At 68.2% G+C, this 318-nt stretch carries 1 protein-coding gene; it reads left to right on the top strand.

All coding sequences use genetic code 11. From position 1 onward, the window contains the following. Positions 1 to 34: 34 nt before the first annotated feature. The coding region (locus RKE29_RS30690; protein WP_312008943.1) for an acyltransferase domain-containing protein at positions 35 to 318 on the top strand (284 nt) is incomplete at its 3' end.

Raw genomic sequence — 318 nt, 5'->3', positions numbered from 1 at the left:
TGAGCCTGCTGCCGGGGTGGTCGAGGGTGGCTTGGTGGCCGGTAAGACCGCGGTGTTGTTTACCGGTCAGGGTGCGCAGCGGGCGCGGATGGGCGTGGAGTTGGCGGCTGAGTTCCCGCGGTTCGCGGAAGCTCTGGATGAGGTGTGTGCGGAGTTGGACGGGCGGGTGGGCCGTTCGGTGCGTGACCTGCTCGCCGCGCCGGAGGGCTCCGAGGATGCGGCGTTGCTGAACGCGACGGAGTTCACGCAGGTGGCGTTGTTCGCGGTCGAGGTGGCGCTGTTCCGTTTGGCGGAGTCTTTGGGGGTTCGGCCGGATTA

Source organism: Streptomyces sp. B1866 (assembly GCF_031932565.1).
Taxonomy (GTDB): Bacteria; Actinomycetota; Actinomycetes; order Streptomycetales; family Streptomycetaceae; genus Streptomyces.
This window is presented reverse-complemented; position numbering and strand designations above follow the sequence as displayed.